The organism is Brevibacillus sp. HB1.1, assembly GCF_013332445.1.
Taxonomy (GTDB): Bacteria; Bacillota; Bacilli; order Brevibacillales; family Brevibacillaceae; genus Brevibacillus; species Brevibacillus porteri.
Genome location: NZ_JABMIV010000001.1, coordinates 503,515 through 517,530, shown reverse-complemented (window position 1 = coordinate 517,530; position 14,016 = coordinate 503,515). Strand labels below are relative to the sequence as shown.

The 14,016-nt window shown below is 45.1% G+C and carries 13 protein-coding genes; all 13 read left to right on the top strand.

The genetic code is table 11. The features are described from left to right. Positions 1-130: 130 nt before the first annotated feature. The 13 genes from sucC to fliF all read left to right on the top strand — a co-directional run bounded on the left by sucC (position 131) and on the right by fliF (position 14,011). Positions 131-1,291: an ADP-forming succinate--CoA ligase subunit beta gene (sucC, locus tag HPY27_RS02450; protein ID WP_007719385.1), complete on the top strand. Its 1,161-nt coding sequence runs from the start codon at positions 131-133 to the stop codon at positions 1,289-1,291. 44 nt (positions 1,292-1,335) lie between these two features. Then, positions 1,336-2,238, top strand: a complete 903-nt coding sequence (gene sucD / locus HPY27_RS02445) for a succinate--CoA ligase subunit alpha (protein WP_007719376.1) — start codon at positions 1,336-1,338, stop codon at positions 2,236-2,238. Between the two features lie 134 nt (positions 2,239-2,372). Continuing rightward, entirely contained in the window at positions 2,373-3,491 is a 1,119-nt protein-coding gene (dprA, locus tag HPY27_RS02440; RefSeq protein ID WP_174224291.1) for a DNA-processing protein DprA, read from the top strand. Between the two features lie 106 nt (positions 3,492-3,597). Continuing rightward, positions 3,598-5,676, top strand: coding sequence for a type I DNA topoisomerase (topA, locus tag HPY27_RS02435; RefSeq protein ID WP_017249339.1), 2,079 nt, complete (start codon positions 3,598-3,600; stop codon positions 5,674-5,676). A 39-nt stretch (positions 5,677-5,715) separates the two neighbouring features. Then, positions 5,716-7,029, top strand: coding sequence for an FADH(2)-oxidizing methylenetetrahydrofolate--tRNA-(uracil(54)-C(5))-methyltransferase TrmFO (gene trmFO, locus HPY27_RS02430; RefSeq protein ID WP_017249338.1), 1,314 nt, complete (start codon positions 5,716-5,718; stop codon positions 7,027-7,029). Between the two features lie 61 nt (positions 7,030-7,090). After that, entirely contained in the window at positions 7,091-8,032 is a 942-nt protein-coding gene (xerC, locus tag HPY27_RS02425) for a tyrosine recombinase XerC (RefSeq protein ID WP_017249337.1), read from the top strand. A gap of 15 nt (positions 8,033-8,047) precedes the next feature. Next, on the top strand, positions 8,048-8,590 hold the full coding sequence (gene hslV / locus HPY27_RS02420; RefSeq protein ID WP_017249336.1) for an ATP-dependent protease subunit HslV: 543 nt from the start codon (positions 8,048-8,050) through the stop codon (positions 8,588-8,590). Between the two features lie 20 nt (positions 8,591-8,610). Beyond that, positions 8,611-10,008 (top strand): ATP-dependent protease ATPase subunit HslU, encoded by a 1,398-nt coding sequence (gene hslU, locus HPY27_RS02415; protein ID WP_026043143.1) that lies wholly within the window; start codon positions 8,611-8,613, stop codon positions 10,006-10,008. A gap of 40 nt (positions 10,009-10,048) precedes the next feature. Then, on the top strand, positions 10,049-10,828 hold the full coding sequence (gene codY / locus HPY27_RS02410) for a GTP-sensing pleiotropic transcriptional regulator CodY (RefSeq protein WP_016743316.1): 780 nt from the start codon (positions 10,049-10,051) through the stop codon (positions 10,826-10,828). A 373-nt stretch (positions 10,829-11,201) separates the two neighbouring features. Then, the gene (gene flgB / locus HPY27_RS02405) at positions 11,202-11,615 is read left to right on the top strand and encodes a flagellar basal body rod protein FlgB (protein ID WP_017249334.1); all 414 of its coding nucleotides are present in this window, start codon (positions 11,202-11,204) and stop codon (positions 11,613-11,615) included. Positions 11,616-11,617: 2 nt separating this feature from the next. Further along, the gene (gene flgC, locus HPY27_RS02400; protein ID WP_017249333.1) at positions 11,618-12,076 is read left to right on the top strand and encodes a flagellar basal body rod protein FlgC; all 459 of its coding nucleotides are present in this window, start codon (positions 11,618-11,620) and stop codon (positions 12,074-12,076) included. An 18-nt stretch (positions 12,077-12,094) separates the two neighbouring features. Next, the gene (gene fliE, locus HPY27_RS02395; RefSeq protein ID WP_017249332.1) at positions 12,095-12,391 is read left to right on the top strand and encodes a flagellar hook-basal body complex protein FliE; all 297 of its coding nucleotides are present in this window, start codon (positions 12,095-12,097) and stop codon (positions 12,389-12,391) included. A 30-nt stretch (positions 12,392-12,421) separates the two neighbouring features. After that, positions 12,422-14,011: a flagellar basal-body MS-ring/collar protein FliF gene (gene fliF / locus HPY27_RS02390; RefSeq protein ID WP_017249331.1), complete on the top strand. Its 1,590-nt coding sequence runs from the start codon at positions 12,422-12,424 to the stop codon at positions 14,009-14,011. Positions 14,012-14,016 lie beyond the last annotated feature (5 nt).

Below are 14,016 nucleotides of genomic sequence, written 5' to 3'. Positions count from 1 at the left end.
CCACTTTTGCAGTTTTTGTCGTAGAATAGTTACGTTGCACTGATAGTGGAGGTTATGACCGGAAAAAGACAGACGTCTTTGAACCGGTCTAAAAGCCTGCCGATCTTTATCTGCCATAGGAGGATGGAGAATGAACATTCATGAGTATCAAGGTAAAGAGATACTTAAGCAGTACGGTGTAAAAGTTCCTGAAGGACGCGTAGCTTTCACAGTGGAAGAAGCTGTTGAAGCAGCGAAAGAACTGGGCACCCAAGTAAACGTAGTAAAAGCGCAAATTCACGCTGGTGGCCGTGGTAAGGCTGGCGGTGTAAAGGTTGCAAAAAATCTTGATGAAGTTCGTACATATGCCAGCGAAATTCTTGGCAAAGTACTGGTTACTCATCAAACAGGACCAGAAGGTAAAGAAGTTAAGCGCCTTCTGATCGAGCAAGGCTGCGACATCAAGAAAGAATACTACGTTGGTGTAGTTGTTGACCGTGCTACTGGAAGCGTTGTAATGATGGCTTCCGAAGAGGGCGGTATGGACATCGAGGAAGTAGCAGCAAACAATCCAGAAAAAATCTTCAAAGAAGTAGTTGATCCAGTAACAGGTCTGAATGGCTTCCAAGCTCGTCGCCTGGCTTACGCAATCAACATTCCAAAAGAATTGATTAACAAAGCTGCCAAGTTCATGATGAGCTTGTACCAAGCTTTTGTTGATAAAGATGCTTCTATCGCTGAAATCAACCCACTGGTTGTAACTGGCGACGGTGAAGTAATGGCACTGGATGCGAAACTGAACTTCGACAGCAACGCTCTCTATCGTCACCCTGACATCGTAGCTCTGCGCGATCTGGATGAAGAAGATGAGAAAGAAATCGAAGCTTCCAAGTTCGATCTGTCCTACATCGCACTTGATGGTAACATCGGTTGCATGGTAAACGGTGCAGGTCTGGCGATGGCAACAATGGACATCGTGAAATTCTACGGTGGAGACCCTGCTAACTTCCTTGACGTTGGTGGCGGAGCTACTGAAGAGAAAGTAACAGAAGCGTTTAAAATTATTCTCCGTGACGAAAAAGTAAAAGGTATTTTCGTCAACATCTTCGGCGGCATCATGAAATGCGACGTTATCGCAAACGGCGTAGTAAATGCAGCAAAACAAATCAAATTGGACAAACCTCTCGTTGTACGTCTCGAAGGTACAAACGTAGATTTGGGTAAGAAAATCCTCAATGAGTCCGGTTTGAACATCGTAGCTGCAGAATCTATGGCTGATGGTGCTGAGAAAATCGTATCCTTGGTAAAGTAAGTTATCTCGAGTAGATACGTTAAAAAAGGTGGGAAAATTACGCGATGAGTATTCTCGTTAATAAAAATACAAAAGTAATTACGCAAGGGATTACGGGTGCAACTGGTCTGTTCCACACTCGCGGAGCCGTTGAATACGGTACACAAATGGTGGGCGGTGTAACACCTGGTAAAGGTGGAACCGAAGTTGACGGTATTCCAATTTTCAACACAGTGAAAGAAGCAGTTGAAGCAACTGGTGCTACTGCATCTGTTATCTACGTTGCTCCTCCTTTCGCTGCTGATGCGATCATGGAAGCAGTTGACGCTGAACTGGATCTGGTAATCTGCATCACAGAAGGTATCCCAGTTCTGGACATGGTAAAAGTTAAGCGCTACATGGAAGGTAAGAAAACCCTTCTCGTAGGTCCTAACTGCCCTGGCGTAATCACTCCAGGTGAGTGCAAAATCGGTATCATGCCTGGTTACATCCACGTTCCAGGTAAAGTAGGTATCGTATCTCGCTCTGGTACCTTGACTTATGAAGCAGTTCACCAAACTTCTACTCGCGGCCTGGGTCAATCCACAGCTGTAGGTATCGGTGGAGACCCAGTAAAAGGTATGGAGTTCATCGATGTACTGAAAATGTTCAACGAAGATCCAGGTACCGAAGCAGTTATCATGCTGGGTGAAATCGGTGGTACTGCAGAAGAAGAAGCAGCTGAGTGGATCGCTGCTAACATGAAAAAACCAGTTGTAGGCTTCATCGGCGGGCAAACTGCTCCTGAAGGAAAACGTATGGGCCACGCTGGTGCGATCATCTCCGGTGGTAAAGGTACAGCTGCTGAGAAAATCGCGAAGCTCGAAGAATGTGGTATTCGCGTAGCGAAAACACCTGCAGTTATCGGTGAAACACTTGTTGAATTGCTGAAAGAGCGCGGTATGCTCGAGAAAGTAATGGGCAAGTAAGCATAGAAGACAGAAGTGGACAGGCTTAGGCTTGTCCACTTTTTTATTTTTGAAGCAGCCTCTTTCTTTCGATAGAATAACTTTCAAAACCGTCAACTGTGACAATAGCGATCGGGATGAAGGAGGATTTCGGAATGGGAAAGGCTCAGCTCGACGAGAGAGACTGGCTGTATGTGTTAACGATGATAGCGGGTTTGGGAAGAAAGAAAATCAGAGAAATCTTTGAAATCACTGGTTCTTTTCAGGTGGCCATCGAAAATTGGCACGAACTGGCACATGAGCTCAGATTGACTTCCTTGATCACTGGGCATGTTGACAAGCAAAGCAATGAAGCATCAGCTATGGCGCTATTGGAAAGGCGTGAAGAAGAGGGAACGCGCTTCTTATGTCCTTTTGACGATGCTTATCCTGTTTCGCTCCGCAATATCCCGGATTCTCCATGGACACTGTTTTATCGTGGTGATCACACCTTATTGGAGAAATTGTCGATTGGCGTCGTTGGTTCGCGCAAACCGACACCATATGGAAGAGCGAGCTGTAGCTTTTTTGTCCGAGAGCTGGTACAAGCAGGTCTTGTCATTGTCTCAGGGGTAGCGTATGGAATTGATGCGGAAGCTCACCAAGCTACGTTGAAAGCAGGCGGTAAGACCATTGGTGTGCTCGGGTGTGGAATGAATCACGTTTATCCTTCTCGGCATCGAGAACTTTATCGCGAAATTGAATCTTTTGGCCTACTCCTCAGTGAATATCCTCCACATATTCCACCTATATCTGGATTATTTCCAGAGCGAAATCGTATCATAAGTGGACTTTCTATCGGTGTATTAGTGGTGGAAGCAGCAGAAAAAAGTGGATCCTTGATTACGGCAGACTGTGCACTTGAGCAGGGCAAGGAAGTTTTTGCAATTCCTGGCCCGATTTTTTCATTGATGAGTGCGGGGCCGCATAACTTGATCAAACAAGGTGCAAAGCTAGTAACGTGCAGTAACGATATTTGGGAGGAAATCAAGCATCATCTTCCAGAAGCTGTACGGAAGCAGCAGGCCGAAAACAGAGAGGCAACCGAGGTTATTCCCTTATCTAATGAAGAAAAAGCGATTGTAGAAGCCGTAACATATGATGGCATTCATTTGGATGAGTTAATGAGCAGTTTAGAAAAAGATCAGCGCAGGATGCTACATCAGCTGGTGATTCGTTTGGAAGCAAAAGGGGCCATCGTCGCACTTCCGGGCGGTTATTTTGCGCGTCGATAGCATTTTTTCCAGATATTTGGTAATGTCTAGACGTACAAGTGTTTGACAAACCGGATAAGGGTATTTAATAATAGGGAAGATTCCTTACTAAAAGGGGAGGAAAAAAATGGCTGATACGCTAGTAATCGTAGAATCCCCTACGAAGGCCAAGACCATTGGAAAATACCTGGGTAGTAAATATATCGTGAAAGCGTCTATCGGGCATGTACGTGATTTGCCGAAAAGTCAAATGGGTGTAGACGTTACGCGTAATTTTGAACCCAAATACATAACCATTCGCGGCAAAGGCGATGTATTGAAGGGCTTAAAAGATGCCGCTAAAAAAGTAAAAAAAGTATATCTCGCAGCCGACCCGGATCGCGAAGGGGAGGCAATTGCTTGGCATTTGGCACAATACCTTGGGCTCGATTTGAATCAGCCGCTTCGTGTGGTATTTAATGAGATTACCAAAGATGCCATCAAAGAAGCGTTCAAGCATCCACGACACATAAACATGGACTTGGTAAATGCTCAACAGGCACGTCGCATTCTCGACAGACTCGTGGGCTACAATATCAGTCCAATTCTATGGAAAAAGGTTCGAAAAGGCTTGAGTGCTGGACGTGTTCAATCGGTTGCGGTAAAGCTTATCATGGATCGTGAACGGGAGATCCAAGAGTTTATACCAGAAGAGTATTGGACGATTGCGAGTACATTGATCAGCGGCGGAAAAGAAATTAACGCTAAGTTCTATGGTTATGGCGATGAAAAGGTGGAGCTTCATTCGGAAGATGATGTAGCAGCGGTATTGAAACGAATGAAGAACAAACCATACGTGGTACAAAAGGTAACCAAGCGAGAGCGTAAGCGCAATCCTGCACCTCCTTTTATCACGAGTTCTTTACAGCAAGAAGCAGCTCGTAAGCTAAACTTCCGCACTTCTAAGACCATGCGAATTGCTCAAGAGCTCTATGAGGGGATCGACGTTGGCAATAAAGAGGGCGCAGTTGGTTTGATTACCTATATGCGTACAGACTCTACTCGCCTATCTGCGACTGCACAGAACGAAGCAAGAGAATACATACTTGAGAAATATGGTTCAGACTATGTGTTAACTGAGCCACGCAATCAGGCGAAAAACGAAAATGCTCAAGATGCTCACGAAGCGATTCGTCCAACAGGTGTAATGCGTACACCGGATGAAATCAAGGAATACTTGTCGAGAGATCAGCTTCGCTTGTATCGATTGATCTGGGAGCGTTTCCTTGCCAGTCAAATGTCATCTGCTGTTCTTGATACGATGAGCGTAGATATTGACGCAGGTGGAGTTACCTTCAGAGCAACAGGATCCAAAGTGAAGTTTCCTGGATTTATGAAGGTATATATTGAAGGAAACGATGACGGTGCAGAAGAAGAAAGCTTCCTTCCGCCCATTGAAGAAGGACAAATCCTCGAACAAAAAGAAATCGAGCCGAGTCAGCACTTTACACAGCCACCACCTCGATTCTCTGAAGCGCGCATGCTTAAATCATTGGAAGAGATGGGGATTGGACGTCCATCTACCTATGCGCCTACATTAGAGACCATTCAAAAGCGGGGCTATGTGGCGTTAGAGGAGAAACGATTTGTTCCGACTGAATTAGGCGAGATTGTGATCACGCTTGTCGAGGAGTTTTTCCCGGAGATTCTCAACGTAGAATTCACTGCGCATATGGAATCGGGTTTGGATAATATCGAAGCAGGGACCACCAATTGGGTGCAGGTGCTTGACGATTTTTATCACGACTTTGCAAAGCGCGTAGTTGTTGCAGAAGAAGAAATGAAAGAAGTAGAGCTGAAAGTCGAAGAGTCGGATGAATCATGCGAGCTTTGCGGCCGTGTGATGGTATATAAGCTTGGTCGATTTGGCAAGTTTTTAGCTTGTTCCGGATTCCCAGATTGCCGTAATACGAAGCCGATTGTAAAAGAAATCGGCGTAAAGTGTCCGCAGTGTGAAACCGGAGAGATTATCGAACGTAAATCTAAGAAGAGTCGTATTTTTTATGGCTGCAATCAATACCCGGAATGCGATTTTGTATCGTGGGACAAACCGATTGCCAGACCTTGTCCAAAATGCTCCAGCATGCTCGTGGAGAAAAAGCGCAAGAAGCAAGGAGTTAGCATTGTTTGCACCAAGTGTGATTATCAAGAAGAGGCAGACTCCTAAGCAGCCTGATTCGATTTTGTAGTTTGGAGGATTAACAGCATGTCACAACCAACAATTACAGTAGTGGGCGCTGGTCTCGCTGGTAGTGAGGCAGCATGGCAAATCGCGCAGGCGGGTGTAAAAGTAAAGCTGTATGAAATGAGACCGAAGACACAAACGCCTGCACACCATACCGATAAATTTGCAGAGTTGGTATGCAGTAATTCATTGCGTGCTAACACGTTGACGAATGCAGTGGGTGTATTAAAAGAAGAAATGCGTCGATTGAACTCTGTTATTATCGATGCGGCAGATCGTTGCGCGGTTCCAGCAGGAGGCGCGCTTGCCGTAGACAGACACGAGTTCTCGGCTCATGTTACAGATGCCGTTCGTAATCATCCTTTGGTTGAGGTCATTTCGGATGAGATTACCGAAATTCCTGATGGGATTGTCGTAATTGCGACGGGGCCACTTACTTCTCCTGCTTTGTCTACAAAGTTAAAAGAGTTGACGGGTGAAGAATACCTGTACTTCTATGATGCAGCTGCACCCATTATTGAGAAAGACTCGATTGATATGAACAAGGTATTCGTCGCTTCCAGATATGATAAAGGTGAAGCAGCCTACCTGAACTGCCCGATGACTGAAGAGGAGTTCAATCGCTTTTATGATGCGCTGATCTCTGCGGAAACAGTTCCATTGAAGGAATTTGAAAAGGAAATCTTCTTCGAAGGCTGCATGCCGATTGAAGTATTGGCAAAGCGTGGGCACAAAACCATGACATTTGGTCCCATGAAGCCAGTGGGGCTGGTTGATCCACGGACAGGCAAAAAGTCTTACGCGGTTGTACAGCTTCGTCAGGACAATAGTGCTGCGACATTGTATAATATCGTAGGCTTCCAGACTCATCTAAAATGGCCGGATCAAAAAAGAGTCTTTTCACTCATTCCTGGGTTGGAAAACTGCGAAATCGTTCGTTATGGTGTCATGCACCGCAACACCTTTATCAACTCGCCAAAGCTGTTGAAGCCTACGTATCAGTATAAAGATCGCGAAACACTTTTCTTTGCTGGTCAAATGACTGGTGTAGAAGGATATGTAGAGTCAGCAGCATCAGGCTTGCTTGCGGGGATAAATGCAGCACGACTCGCAAAAGGGGAAGAATTGATCGAGCTTCCGCCAGAAACAATTATGGGCAGCATGGCTCGTTATATTACAACGGCAGATCCAAAGCATTTCCAACCAATGAACGCAAACTTCGGATTGGTACCGGAATGGCCAGAAAGAATCCGCGACAAGCGTTTGAAAAATGAAAAGCTCGCTGAGCGGGCGCTAGATACAATTCAGAATTTTACACAAGAACGACACAATTAACATTGATATCCGTTTTTCGTCTGTGTTACTATATAGGTGCTTCGAGGAGGGTGCATCCCGTATGGACATTTCGCAACAAAATTCTGCGGATATTGAGATGTTTACCCGCTATTTGCGAGTTGAAAAAAACGCCTCTCCTCATACGGTGAAGCAGTATGTGGCAGATATCAGCGAATTTGTCTCCTTTATGGAACAGCACCAAATCACCGTATTTGCTGCTGTTTCTTATTTGCATGGTCGCTCCTTTCTCGCGCAATTGGCTGGCAGGGGGCTTTCCCGACGAAGTATTGCCCGCAAGCTATCCAGTTTGCGTAGCTTGTACCGATTTCTGTTGCGTGAAGGTCAACTGGAACAGAATCCATTTCAACTAGTCTCCACTCCCAAAATGGAGAAGAAACTTCCTTCCTTTTTATATCCGCAAGAAGTTCAAGCTTTTTTCGATCTGCCTGATACAACCACTCCATTGGGAATTCGTGATCGGCTGATTTTTGAACTGTTGTATGCAAGCGGCATGCGTGTTACGGAGCTCACCACTTTATCTGTGAGTGACGTGAATCCGAGTATGGGAGTCGCCTTGGTTTATGGAAAAGGAGCGAAAGAACGATATGTGCCGGTTGGAAGTTATGCCTGCGACGTTCTTCGGCAATACCTAGAATATGGAAGAGAAAAACTGTTGGCTGGAAAAGTAGAACACGGCAATTTGCTGGTTAACTATCGGGGAGAACCGTTATCCGACCGCAGTGTTCGGCGGATTGTAGACAAATACGTAGATACGTACGCTCTTCAATTGCGGGTTTCACCACATACTTTTCGTCATACGTTTGCAACCCATATGTTGAACGGCGGCGCTGATCTGCGTACCGTGCAAGAATTACTGGGACACGTCAATGTTTCGACGACACAGGTGTACACCCATGTGACCAAAGAGCGACTTCGGCATGTATATGACACCGCTCACCCACGAGCAAACCCGGGCAATACAGGTTCCGCCAATCGGACATAACGGGAGGAATCAGTGATGGAACAGTTTCACGCAACAACCATATTTGCTGTACAGCATAATGGGTCTGTAGCGATGGCCGGAGATGGTCAGGTTACTTTTGGCAACAGCATGGTAATGAAGCACGGTGCCAAAAAAGTAAGACGTCTATATCGCGGCGAAGTTTTAGCAGGATTCGCTGGCTCTGTTGCTGATGCCATTACGCTTTTTGAGAAGTTTGAAGGAAAGCTGGAGGAGTATCACGGCAATCTGCAGCGTGCTGCTGTAGAGCTGGCGAAAGAGTGGCGCATGGATAAAATTTTGCGTCGTTTGGAAGCCATGATGATTGTTGCCAATAAGGAGCATTTGTTGCTTATTTCCGGAAATGGCGAAATCATTGAGCCTGATGATGGGATTCTTGCAATTGGTTCTGGCGGTAGCTTTGCCCTTGCAGCAGGTCGTGCATTGAAAACATATGCGCCGGATCTCGGCGCACGTGAAATTGCGGAAGCATCGCTTCGTACCGCTGCTGAAATTTGCGTGTTCACAAACAACAATCTTGTTGTGGATGAGTTGAATTGAGCGAAAGGGAGGAACCTACTGTGCTGAATCTTGAGCAATTAACCCCGCGTAAGATCGTAGAGCATTTGGATAAATACATTGTCGGGCAGGCACAAGCCAAGAAAGCTATTGCTGTAGCGCTTCGCAACCGCTATCGTCGCAGTCGTTTGCCAGAGCAAATGATTGAAGAGGTTGTTCCAAAAAACATCTTGATGATCGGACCTACTGGTGTTGGAAAAACGGAAATTGCACGTCGGATTGCAAAACTGACAGGTGCTCCTTTTATTAAAGTAGAAGCAACCAAGTTTACGGAAGTCGGTTATGTAGGACGCGATGTAGAATCGATGGTCCGTGATCTGGTGGAAGCTTCTATCCGTACGGTCAAACAGGAAAAAGTAGAGTCAGTGAAAGAGAAAGCCGAGAAGCTTGCGAATGAAGCGATTGTGGACGTACTCGTTCCATCTCGCAAGCAGTCGAACTCGTTCAAAAATCCGTTGGAGATGTTCTTCGGTGGACAGCAGCAACAGCAGCAGGATACCTCTGATCAAGAAGAAGTGTCGATCCAGCAGCAACGCAGACAAGTCATGTGGCAATTGACGAATGGCCAGTTAGAAGAGCAAATGATTGAGATCGAAGTCGAAGATCAATCACCTTCGATGTTTGACATGTTCCAGGTTCCGGGTACAGAACAAATGGGGATGCAAATGCAGGATATGCTCGGTAGCCTGATGCCTAAGCGGATGAAGAAACGAAAATTGCGAATAAAAGATGCGCGAAAGGTATTAATTCAGCAGGAAGCGCAAAAACTGGTGGATATGGACGAAGTTACGCAGGAGTCAATTCGTCGAGCTGAACAACACGGTATTATCTTCATTGACGAAATTGACAAGATTGCGGGTAAGGATGGGCGTGGCCCAGATGTATCCCGTGAAGGGGTCCAGCGTGATATTTTACCGATTGTGGAAGGCTCAACTGTCATGACTAAGTACGGTCCTGTCAAAACAGATTATGTTCTGTTTATCGCAGCTGGTGCTTTTCACATGGCAAAACCATCCGATTTAATTCCTGAATTGCAAGGTCGTTTTCCGATTCGGGTGGAGCTGACTAGCTTGCGCGTTGAAGATTTTGTCCGAATTTTGACTGAGCCTAAAAACGCGTTGCTTAAGCAGTACGTGGCCCTCTTGGAAACAGAAGGGGTGCGTATTGAATTTACACCGGAAGCCATTCAGGAACTCGCTCGTCTCGCTGCTGAGGTCAATCAGAGCACAGATAACATTGGTGCTAGACGATTGCACACCATATTGGAGAAGCTACTGGAGGATCTCTCTTTTGAAGCCCCAGAAATCCACCTAGAAGTTGTACAGATTACCCCCGATTATGTCAAACAGAAATTAGGTAAAATCGTGGGGAACAAAGACTTGAGTCAATATATTTTATAAACATTGGATAGGCAGCACATATAATTAGGAGGAAATACAGATGGATCTACTGTCAAAAACAAGAAGAATTAACCGCATGTTGCAAAAATCCGCGGGTCATGCCGTGAACTTCAATGAAATGTCCCAAGTTTTGAGTGACGTTATCGAAGCAAATACTTATGTTGTAAGCCGCAAAGGAAAACTTCTCGGCTTTGCGATTCATCAAGAGATGGATAACAGCCGTATGCGTAAAATGCTTGAAGAGCGCCGTTTTCCAGAAGAGTACAGCATGGGGTTACTGAAAGTAGATGAAACATCTGCGAACCTGGATGTAGATAGCCCATACACCATTTTCCCAGTTGAAATGAAAGAAGTATTCCGCACAGGTTGGACGACGCTTGTTCCAATTATGGGTGGAGGAGATCGTCTCGGTACGCTGATTTTGGGTCGTATTAACGATCAATTTGTCGATGACGACCTGATTCTTGCAGAAGTAGGGGCAACTGTAGTAGGTATGGAAATCTTGCGCGAGCGTTCTGAAGCAATCGAAGAAGAAGCACGCAGCAAAGCGGTTGTACAAATGGCGATTGGTTCCCTCTCTTATAGTGAGTTGGAAGCTGTTGAACATATTTTTGAAGAACTCGAAGGCAAAGAAGGCTTGCTCGTAGCCTCCAAAATCGCGGATCGTGTAGGGATTACTCGCTCCGTAATTGTAAACGCACTGCGCAAGCTGGAGAGTGCGGGCGTTATCGAATCCCGTTCTTTGGGGATGAAAGGTACCTTCATTAAAGTGCTGAATGAAAAGCTGTTGCCTGAACTGGAGAAGCTCAAAACCTCCTAATATACCTTGCGAAAAGTTACAAGAAAGTAAACAAAAGGTGTAGCAACTCATGTTGCTGCACCTTTTCTCATGGGACTTTAGTCCTAATTAAAGCAAGAAACGACACATTATTACCATAAATTATATGATGATTTTTAATGCATACCTCGACGATTGCAATGGTTTGAATATGGTTTCCTTGTAAAATGCAGTAAAAAAACAGGAAAGATAAGGGATTTAGTCCCATTGAATCATTTTGAAAAACGTCATGAAAAGGGGCTTTTTTGTCCAAATTGATTTTGCTATGATTGAATCGTATTAGGGTGTCGAAAATACAGGAAATATAGGTGGATTTAGGGAAAGTAATTGACTCATATTGGGGGAGAAGGAAAAAATGCTGGATAGTTACCATCTGCAGGTCCTGGAGAGATCACTCGACGCTGCAACATTGCGACATAGAACGATCGCAAACAACCTTGCCAACATAGACACCCCTCAATTCAAAAGTCAACAAGTCATCTTCGAGAGCTTTTTGCAAGATGAGTTGAACGCAAGAGCGGGAAATGGCAAGTTAGAAGCGTATCGGACCAATCAACGACACCTACCGTTTGGAAATGTAGGGGGCGTTGCAGTACCACAGGTTGTGTCCAATCCGAATAACTTCATTCAGAACAGTGGTAATGATGTTGACTTGGAAACTGAAACAACAGAATTGGCCAAAAACCAAATTTGGTACAGTGGTTTAACGCAATTGACAGCAGGACATTTTCAAAAGCTACGCAGTGTAATTGAGGGTGGAGGTAAATAAAGATGAGCTTGTTTCAGGGAATTAACACAAGTGCTTCTGCCTTAACAGCTAACCGCTTGCGATTGGATACGATTTCTTCCAATATTGCGAATGCGGAAACCACTCGAGCAAACTTCGTAGATGGCGCCTGGCAGCCATATCGGAGGAAAATGGTGGAGTTGTCACCTCAAACAAATGGAACGTTTGATAACTTCCTGCAAGCAGCCGTGGGGACGGTCTCAGGAAGTCGGGGTGGACAAGGTGTAAAGGTTACATCGATTCAAGAAGACAATACTCCGTTTAAGCGAGTATTTGATCCATCTCACCCAGATGCAGATCAAGACGGATATCTCTTGATGCCGAATGTCGACCCGATGAAAGAGATGGTGGACATGATCTCTGCATCAAGATCATACGAAGCCAACGTGACAGCACTGAACGCTTCCAAATCGATGATGCTAAAAGCGTTGGAAATCAAGTAAAGCGGGTGACAGTAAGGAATGGAAATGAGTGCAATCTCCCAACTAACGCCAATTCGTACACCGAGTGTGAACAAGCCAACCCCAGCTGAAGTTTCCCAAGAATTCTCATCGTTTCTATCGGATGCCATGAATAAAGTGAATCAGGCGCAAGTAGAATCGTCGAATCTTGCCGACAAGTTTGCAGCGGGAGAAATTACCGACTTGCACCAATTGACTGTTGCAGGTCAAAAAGCTTCCGTGATGCTACAGATGACTATGCAGGTCAGGAACAAGATGATTGAGTCTTATCAAGAAATCATGCGCATGTCGATTTGATCGTTGTTGGTATCCTTTGAGAGGTGAAACATGAACGAACGTTTAGCAGTATACAAAGACCAGATTACGTCAAAATGGAACCAATTTTCCAAGAAACAAAAATGGATGATTCTCGGTATTTCGCTCTTCCTCTTGATTTCTCTTGGTCTATACATATACATCGCTTCTCAGCCGGTGTACAAACCACTCTACAACCAAAAATTGAGTGAACAAGAAATCGGGACTATCAAGCAAGAGTTGGAAGCTTCACAAATTCCATATCGAATCACGGGGAATGGTACAAGTATCGAGGTTCCAGAAAAAATGGCACAAGATGTCATTGTCGATTTGGCTGCACAAGGTATTCCGAGTCAAGCAGGAATTAATGCAGAAATTTTCTCCAGTACCCTTGGAGTTACAGATCGCCAATTTGATGTCATGAAGAAAGAGGCTTTGCAACAAGAGCTGCGCAAGATGCTGGAACGTGTAAAAGGTGTACGCTCCGCACAAGTGATGATTACATTGCCGCAGGAAAGCGTTTGGGTGACGGAGACTCCGGATACAGCGACGGCTTCCGTTATCGTCGATGTTGAACCTGGAACAACGCTTGATCAAAAGCAAATTAACTCGCTATATCTGCTTGTTTCCCGAAGCGTTCCGAAATTGCCGATGGAAGCGATTGCGATTACAGACCAGTATTCCAATCCACTAGAACGTTCCGAAGGCAATGAAAGCGAAGGCACATTGAGTAGCTTTAAGCAACAGGAAACAATCAAAGCGGATGTTGAAAAGAAAATTCAACAAAACCTGTACAACTTGTTGGGTACAATCATGGGACGCGATAAAGTCATCGTCCATACGTTCATCAAAATGAACTTTGACAAAGAAAATCGCGTAGAGAACATAGTTGAGGCACCTGACAAAGAGAATAACGAAGGACTTATCATTTCTTCTCAAAAATTATCAAAAGCCTTCTCTGGACAAGGTCAACCTCCAGGGGGAATTGCAGGAACCAATAACAATGCAGTTACGAACTACCCGGGAGCTACCCCACAAGGAAGTAACAGTCAATATGAAGAGTTGAATGATACGATTAACCGTGAAGTAAATCGCATCACACGAAATGTCACATCAAGCCCGTACAAGATCGAAGACATCACAATCAACGTTGGGGTAGAACCGCCAGCTGGTGGAACGATGGATGCTGCTACGCTCGAGAGCATCAAACAAGTGTTGCGCAATGTTGTTCGTGTCACTTTGAGTGATCAGGTTTCTGATTTAACGGATGCTGAGTTGGACAAGCATATTTCTGTACTCCCTCGTCAGTTCTCAGGAAAAGCTGAGATTGAGGATTCCAGTGCACTAAGTCCTGCTGTTCTTTGGACAGTTGGTGGTATTGCAGTCTTGGCACTTGCTGCTGTTGCCTTCCTCGTTTATCGCAGACGCAGTCAAGCGAAGCAACAACAAGAAGAAGACGAATTGCCAGACTTGCTGACACCGTTAAACGCGGCCGAAATACCAGACTTGATTTACCAAGAAGATGGAGACCAGGTAGTGGTCAGAAAGCAACTTGAAAAATTGGCGCGAAGCAAACCAGATGAGTTTGTTGTTCTGCTTCGTACTTGGTTAGCAGAAGATTAAGGAGT

Excerpts from the sequence above, each read along its gene's own strand:
- sucC (WP_007719385.1), top strand. The coding sequence starts at position 131 with ATGAACATTCATGAGTATCAAGGTAAAGAGATACTTAAGCAGTACGGT.
- sucD (WP_007719376.1), top strand. The coding sequence starts at position 1,336 with ATGAGTATTCTCGTTAATAAAAATACAAAAGTAATTACGCAAGGGATT.
- dprA (WP_174224291.1), top strand. The coding sequence starts at position 2,373 with ATGGGAAAGGCTCAGCTCGACGAGAGAGACTGGCTGTATGTGTTAACG.
- topA (WP_017249339.1), top strand. The coding sequence starts at position 3,598 with ATGGCTGATACGCTAGTAATCGTAGAATCCCCTACGAAGGCCAAGACC.
- trmFO (WP_017249338.1), top strand. The coding sequence starts at position 5,716 with ATGTCACAACCAACAATTACAGTAGTGGGCGCTGGTCTCGCTGGTAGT.
- xerC (WP_017249337.1), top strand. The coding sequence starts at position 7,091 with ATGGACATTTCGCAACAAAATTCTGCGGATATTGAGATGTTTACCCGC.
- hslV (WP_017249336.1), top strand. The coding sequence starts at position 8,048 with ATGGAACAGTTTCACGCAACAACCATATTTGCTGTACAGCATAATGGG.
- codY (WP_016743316.1), top strand. The coding sequence starts at position 10,049 with ATGGATCTACTGTCAAAAACAAGAAGAATTAACCGCATGTTGCAAAAA.
- flgB (WP_017249334.1), top strand. The coding sequence starts at position 11,202 with ATGCTGGATAGTTACCATCTGCAGGTCCTGGAGAGATCACTCGACGCT.
- flgC (WP_017249333.1), top strand. The coding sequence starts at position 11,618 with ATGAGCTTGTTTCAGGGAATTAACACAAGTGCTTCTGCCTTAACAGCT.
- fliE (WP_017249332.1), top strand. The coding sequence starts at position 12,095 with ATGGAAATGAGTGCAATCTCCCAACTAACGCCAATTCGTACACCGAGT.
- fliF (WP_017249331.1), top strand. The coding sequence starts at position 12,422 with ATGAACGAACGTTTAGCAGTATACAAAGACCAGATTACGTCAAAATGG.